We start from the raw sequence: 5,731 nt of genomic DNA, 5'->3' as shown, positions 1-5,731 counted from the left end.
CAGTTAAATAAGTTTGCACTATCCACGGCTGTTCCCCTAAAAAAAGAAAAACTGATTAACCTAAGCCAATCAGTTTTAATTTTTAAAACTAATATGGCTTACTTTAAGACACGGCGAACCATCGTAAATAAAACCACAATAACGACTAGACCGAGCATGGCAGTACCTACACTGGTCATACCAGCTTCGTTACCTTCAATTTCAGTTACGATAGCAGCCGTATCAACGGCAGCCATAGCGAAGTTAGTCGCGCCAAGAGCAGCGATACCAGCGCCATACTTTTTAACTTTGTTCATGTGTTTCATAACATCACCTTTTTAGTAAGTTCTTCATTAAGCTGCCAATCTCGCCAATAATCCAACCTAGGACAAGCGAGGCACAAATAGCAACTGATAAATCACTAGCTTGTGCTCTAGTTATAGCGAGTTCATCAACTATAGTCGTCTGCTCTACCCACTGGACGCATTGTTGTTGTGTATCTAAGGTAGAGCAAACATAAGTCATAGTTATGCCTTATTAATCATCGGCTTAGGGTTATAATCAACGCTTACAGCTTTAAATAAATGCTGTGTTCCGCCATTCGCATAACTGCGAACTTCGGAATTACCTTGAACCTTCAAGGTATCACCATTATCAGCAGCTAAAATTAATTTTTGCAATAATTCATCGCCATTTTTAGCTTGAGGGCTAATGTTCAAGGTGTACTGAATGGGCTGATAGATTTCAAACTGAATAACTGGCGTAGTCTCACCAGTAGGATTACCGTCCTTATCCTTTAGCTTTTTCTGGTAATAAGTCGGGGTAATTTCATAGGTAGGTAGCATAATTTGCATAGTGGTATCCTTTAGGCTGCGTTAAAGTACTGTTTAAACTCGTTAAAATACTGAGTAACAGGGGGTTGAAAAGATTGCGGATTAGGGGCGTTAAAATCAAGATTAAGTATTCGGAGTATCGGGGTGTCTTGGTTTTTGGTTAGATTTTGCAGATAAGCACGACTAAAACCAGCATCACAAAGCGCCTTAACATTTCTTTGAAATGTACGAACGTCAGACGTTCTTTTAACTTCATAGAAACCATCGTCTTTTAAACGCTTATAAAAATTATAGGCGTGTTTTGCTTTAGTAGTCGAAACCTTACCAGTTGGGGTAATAGTCGTTAACTTCTCGTGAAGTAAGTCAAAAACTTCTATATCGTCAGTATGTGTCATAGCCATGCCTTCGAGTGCTTGAAAGAAATCTTTTGTTTTGTGGTCAAATAGTTCTTTATATATAGTTTGGTCGTTTAGTTGGTGCGTTAGAAATTGCCATAAATTGGTAGGTAAATTAAAGTCTTTTATCATGCGCTTTTTCACTGTTGCTTCTATGCGAACAGACTTGTTTGAATAGTCGATAACTTCGGGAGTAAAAATATTTTGTAATTGATAATTGCTAGTAATGCAGCCCTGCTTAGATTTTTTTTGAAGGTCTTTAACCACTTTGTTAAGCTCAACGCCTTTACAATAGAGTTTAAAGCCCCCTACCTTAGATTTTTCAGAGCCAAAGTATAAGGTATTGTAATGCTCTTTGATGTTAGAAACTGACAGATTACGATAGCGTCCCCAATCAACAAAGCGGAAGTAATCACGTATTTTCTCGGCAGTATTAAGCGATTGCGTTTGAACTGGTAGAGTTACATCAAAACGTGATATTTCAGCTTTTTTAAAATCTAAATAGCCTGAAAATTCGGGATAGGTATCACGAAAAACGCCTAACATTTCAAGAACACCAGCGATCATATCGAGACTACCAAAAACGTTATGACCCTGTAGAATTTTAGCGATGGAACAATTTAAGATTACATGAGGTAGGCATTTATTAGTTCTGTGCATGAACTTAAAGCCTATACCTGTATGACTAGTCGGCAAGCTCTCATAAGAATGATAAAGCTCAAACGGTACATTCGTACCATCTTCAACTTTACGAACATGACGGCTATGCGCTGACAAGTCGTAATCAGTAACATCACCGATAATCTCATAACCCGTTAAAGACGTTTTCTTACAGAAAATCGCCTGTACAGGAACATGAACCTCAACTGTATCTATCATTAATGTCATAATGCATAGCACCAATTTATAAATATGTGTAACAATAAAGCAATGTAACATTGTTACGTGCAACAATGCAACATAATTAACAAAAAAATGTTAGGGGGATAAGATGAAAGAAAGCAAAACATACAGGATAAGAGGGGATATAGTGAACGGAGTTATAGAAAAAACGGTTAAATATATAAGCGAGGAAGGGGAAATAGTAGAGGAAGCGGAAATAGTAAACGCAATGATAAGGGTAGGTTTAGAAAAGGCAGAAAACAAAGATATAAGGGAATATTTAGAACTTAGGGAAAGTAGAGAAATCAAATAAACGTCAAATTTGTCGTCTAAATCCACCACCATATATGGTGGATTAACCACCCCCCAATTTTCGTACGTCCGTCCGTGGGGCGGGCGGTCGAAAATATGGGGGTGCGGTTAAGCTTCGCATAATAAACGTTATGAGCAAGCCGACAGGCGCAAACGTAAGCCCTGATAATAGATTTTATCAGGGCTTACATGTGTCATAACGCCAGGTACATTATGCGAAAACAAACCAAAAAAAGAAAAGTCCTCACGGCAGCGTCAACGACCCCCTATGCGGTAACGCTAGTCAATAACGAAAAGATGTTATTGACCGCTACCCGCCAAGCACAGAAAACTAAGACACCAAAGAACAAAAAGACTGTAACTAAAGGGCAAAGGGTTAATTACTAATAGATTGCTTGCACTTCGGCATGAACCATTAAACAATTTATGAATAAGGGCGCGGAGACTCAAAGGGCTTTTGTTGGGGCTGGACGGAAGGAAGAGAACTAGAAACAGGGCTTATAAAACCATCTTCACGAGGTTCATCGACACTGGCGCTTACTTCTTGGGTTTGACGACTTCGGGGAATTAATGAAGGAGACTCGTTCATCTGATAACAAAGACTATCAGAAATAAGCAAAGGCTCACCATAAGTATTATAAGCGACACAACTTGTCGTGCTTGCGATAATCATCGCTGGTCTTACGTCCTCATGTTCTGCCAAAACCGCTATATGCTTAGGCAAATACTTAGCTTTTAGCTCGTTAAGCTCAAAGCGAATATTATTAATCTCTTCAAGCTGCTGCTGATTTTGTGCTTTTAAGTCGTCTATCTGAGTCTCACTAACCACCTCTTCGACCTTTTCATCTTTAAAAATGAAGCTGTCTTTACCCTTATAGTAGGCAAAGCCACCTATAAGGATAAGAGCCACCACGGGCAAAAGTAAAATCATAGGAATTTTAACTTTTTGTGGTTCATGTGCTGATGCTGACTTATACGCATCTTGCCACTTCTTTTTAAAGAAGAAGTTTTCAACCTCGTGAGCATCTTTCATTGTCGTGTCACTTCGGGGATTTAGTTTGAATTCATCAAACTTATACACCCTAGCCCACTTTGTGCCCATCTTGCGCTTAACGTGCCAATGCTCTGATATAAGACCTCTAATATGGGTGTGTATGTATTGCGGAAATTGAGTAATGAGCTTAATCGTATGACCAGCGTGACCGTGTTCATTTAATGATATTGTGCTTGGGTTTTTGGAAACTGAGCCGTGGGTGTCTTTGACAAATTCTAACTTATGACATTCATCAAAAAAGAAATAAGAGCCGTAAGGAGGACACCAGAACGTTTCAGGCTTGGCAGGATCATCATGCGTACCGAACCAAATTGTTTCTTTTTCTTCTTTGGTCAGTGTTGTTATGCAGTCAATAAAATGAATAGGCGTATCATCGCCATTAATACCGTCAACATCTATATAAATCTTAGCGCGTTCTTTACCCTCTTTTTCTCTTTTATCATTATCGGCTTGTATATCATAGAGCATAGGCATGACACGCTGTGTCTTACCGTTCCGTGGCTGTCCTGTAATCAAATCAATAGCCATTAACTGCCCCTCACGCCTATAGCTGCCTTAGTAGCCATCATAAAGCCCTTTATAGATAAAGCGCCTATAACCACGCTAATAGCGTGGTCGAGTTGTGCAATAGCCATTAACTGGGCTACGTCACCCATATAGCTAATTTGTTGCAAAGCAAGATTGATATATTTATCAAAAAAGTACTGAATGATAGAGTAACTGACAACCCCAATAGCGAGACTAACGAAGAACTTTGCTACAGCAAAGCCTACAAACCACCTAAGAATAGCAACAATTATAGCTGGCATATCAATCCCCTTTTACTATGATAAAAGCGCCACTGATATAGGCTAAAAACATAATGCCTACACCTATTTGTCCCAAATAACCGCATAAAATTTGCATTGGCATTGCAAATGTTTTACCTAGAAAAGTAAAACTATAGGCATCACCCGAAGGACATTGAGCTTGGGCGTTAATCATATTTTGATTGACATCAAAACCCCTTATCGCTGACCAAGGGTCTAAGTGGGCGTTAAATTCGTCTGCATCAGGTATTCCATAATCAGGGTCACCTGCTTCATTGGTAGGCATCAACAGGCGTTTAATATCCTCTAATAATCCCGTTTGTTCATCTTGGCGTTCTGTTACCTCACTTAAGTCTTTATTTATCAGCTCATCAAGTTTCGCTTGAAGTTGAGTATCATCATATTTATTACTTTCAACGGCAGTTATTATTTCATCTAATTTTGGCAAAATAGACGAAAAATCAACCGCAACATCACCAACGGATATTTCTTTATTTATCAGCTCATCAAGTTTCGCTTCAATACCGGACGTATCAAAATCAGGTTTATTATTTTCAATCGTGTTAATTACGTTTTGTATGCTTTCATTAATAGTAGTTAAATTATTATTGACGTTATTAATATTATTATTGACATTATTAATATTATTATTGACATTATTAATATTATTATTAATGTTTTCAGTGTTATTTATTATCGTGTTTTGGTTGCTAACTGATGTTTCAGTTAAAGATATGACACGATTATCATTATTAATCATCGTTAAATTATTATTAACTAATTGCTGTAGTTTTGAACAGGGGTCACAAACTGGCTCACCGTTTTCATCACATTGTTGCGTCGTAGGGTCACAATCTTCAGGCTGGTCATCTTTGACGCAATTACCACCAACCATTTTTGTACCAGCAGGACATTGCCAAATGCATTTGTTACCGTCTTTTTTATATCCAGCAGGACATTTCAAATCTTTGACACAATCATCACCTTCATAGTGCATACCGACAGGACAATCGGGAGGAGGGGGAACATAATCACAATTTGCAGCAAAGGACGATTCATAGCCAGAACACCAAAGAGTACCAGCAGAATTGACTTTAACAGCAGAACCAACGCCAAGCTTAGAACATACTTCATCGGGTGTACCTCTATGCTTACCATATGAACACGTACCACCCCATGAACCACCAGTGCCACCACCACCGAACGAACCACCGTTACCACCAAAACCGCTATCATCACCCCATGAACCACCAGCGCCACCAGCAAAGGCAGGGAGGGTAACAGCCGTAAAGAGCATAGCGCCAAAGGCTATGAATAGGTTAAATAGTAAGTTTCTCATATCTTAAAAATCATAATTCGCACAGTCATAACGGCAGTTATGACTATTAACCAGTTAAATAAGTTTGCACTATCCACGGCTGTTCCCCTAAAAAAAGAAAAACTGATTAACCTAAGCCAATCAGTTTT

At 38.8% G+C, this 5,731-nt stretch carries 8 protein-coding genes; 2 read left to right on the top strand and 6 right to left on the bottom strand.

The window, feature by feature from the left end; all coding sequences use genetic code 11:
* Positions 1-98 precede the first annotated feature (98 nt).
* From BTV98_RS13110 to BTV98_RS13095, 3 genes are all read right to left on the bottom strand, one after another.
* Positions 99-305: a major capsid protein gene (locus BTV98_RS13110; protein WP_075103764.1), complete on the bottom strand. Its 207-nt coding sequence runs from the start codon at positions 303-305 to the stop codon at positions 99-101.
* Positions 306-506: 201 nt separating this feature from the next.
* The gene (locus tag BTV98_RS13100; protein ID WP_075103762.1) at positions 507-833 is read right to left on the bottom strand and encodes a hypothetical protein; all 327 of its coding nucleotides are present in this window, start codon (positions 831-833) and stop codon (positions 507-509) included.
* An 11-nt stretch (positions 834-844) separates the two neighbouring features.
* Positions 845-2,095, bottom strand: a complete 1,251-nt coding sequence (locus BTV98_RS13095; RefSeq protein ID WP_178379389.1) for a phage/plasmid replication protein, II/X family — start codon at positions 2,093-2,095, stop codon at positions 845-847.
* Between the two features lie 103 nt (positions 2,096-2,198).
* On the opposite strand from BTV98_RS13095, the gene BTV98_RS13090 reads away from it, so the two are divergent.
* Together BTV98_RS13090 and BTV98_RS13675 are read left to right on the top strand one after the other, a co-directional pair.
* Complete coding sequence (locus BTV98_RS13090; protein WP_075103760.1) at positions 2,199-2,402, top strand: hypothetical protein; 204 nt, start codon at positions 2,199-2,201, stop codon at positions 2,400-2,402.
* 212 nt (positions 2,403-2,614) lie between these two features.
* Complete coding sequence (locus BTV98_RS13675; RefSeq protein WP_178379388.1) at positions 2,615-2,788, top strand: hypothetical protein; 174 nt, start codon at positions 2,615-2,617, stop codon at positions 2,786-2,788.
* A 37-nt stretch (positions 2,789-2,825) separates the two neighbouring features.
* On the opposite strand, the gene BTV98_RS13085 is transcribed toward BTV98_RS13675, so the two are convergent.
* From BTV98_RS13085 to BTV98_RS13075, 3 genes are read right to left on the bottom strand one after another with little or no spacing between them, the layout of a single operon-like run.
* Entirely contained in the window at positions 2,826-3,983 is a 1,158-nt protein-coding gene (locus tag BTV98_RS13085; RefSeq protein ID WP_075103759.1) for a zonular occludens toxin domain-containing protein, read from the bottom strand.
* Complete coding sequence (locus tag BTV98_RS13080) at positions 3,983-4,264, bottom strand: DUF2523 family protein (RefSeq protein ID WP_075103758.1); 282 nt, start codon at positions 4,262-4,264, stop codon at positions 3,983-3,985. Before BTV98_RS13080 ends, BTV98_RS13085 begins: the two co-directional genes overlap by 1 nt.
* Position 4,265: 1 nt before the next feature.
* On the bottom strand, positions 4,266-5,603 hold the full coding sequence (locus tag BTV98_RS13075) for a virulence factor TspB C-terminal domain-related protein (protein WP_075103757.1): 1,338 nt from the start codon (positions 5,601-5,603) through the stop codon (positions 4,266-4,268).
* Positions 5,604-5,731 lie beyond the last annotated feature (128 nt).

The organism is Psychrobacter sp. Cmf 22.2, assembly GCF_001921745.1.
Lineage (GTDB): Bacteria > Pseudomonadota > Gammaproteobacteria > Pseudomonadales > Moraxellaceae > Psychrobacter.
The sequence above is the reverse complement of the archived record's forward strand: the minus strand, read 5'-3'. Positions and strand labels throughout refer to the sequence as shown.

Coding starts and splice junctions, on each gene's coding strand:
- BTV98_RS13110 (WP_075103764.1), bottom strand. CDS start 305: ATGAAACACATGAACAAAGTTAAAAAGTATGGCGCTGGTATCGCTGCT.
- BTV98_RS13085 (WP_075103759.1), bottom strand. CDS start 3,983: ATGGCTATTGATTTGATTACAGGACAGCCACGGAACGGTAAGACACAG.
- BTV98_RS13100 (WP_075103762.1), bottom strand. CDS start 833: ATGCAAATTATGCTACCTACCTATGAAATTACCCCGACTTATTACCAG.
- BTV98_RS13080 (WP_075103758.1), bottom strand. CDS start 4,264: ATGCCAGCTATAATTGTTGCTATTCTTAGGTGGTTTGTAGGCTTTGCT.
- BTV98_RS13675 (WP_178379388.1), top strand. CDS start 2,615: ATGCGAAAACAAACCAAAAAAAGAAAAGTCCTCACGGCAGCGTCAACG.
- BTV98_RS13095 (WP_178379389.1), bottom strand. CDS start 2,095: ATGACATTAATGATAGATACAGTTGAGGTTCATGTTCCTGTACAGGCG.
- BTV98_RS13075 (WP_075103757.1), bottom strand. CDS start 5,603: ATGAGAAACTTACTATTTAACCTATTCATAGCCTTTGGCGCTATGCTC.
- BTV98_RS13090 (WP_075103760.1), top strand. CDS start 2,199: ATGAAAGAAAGCAAAACATACAGGATAAGAGGGGATATAGTGAACGGA.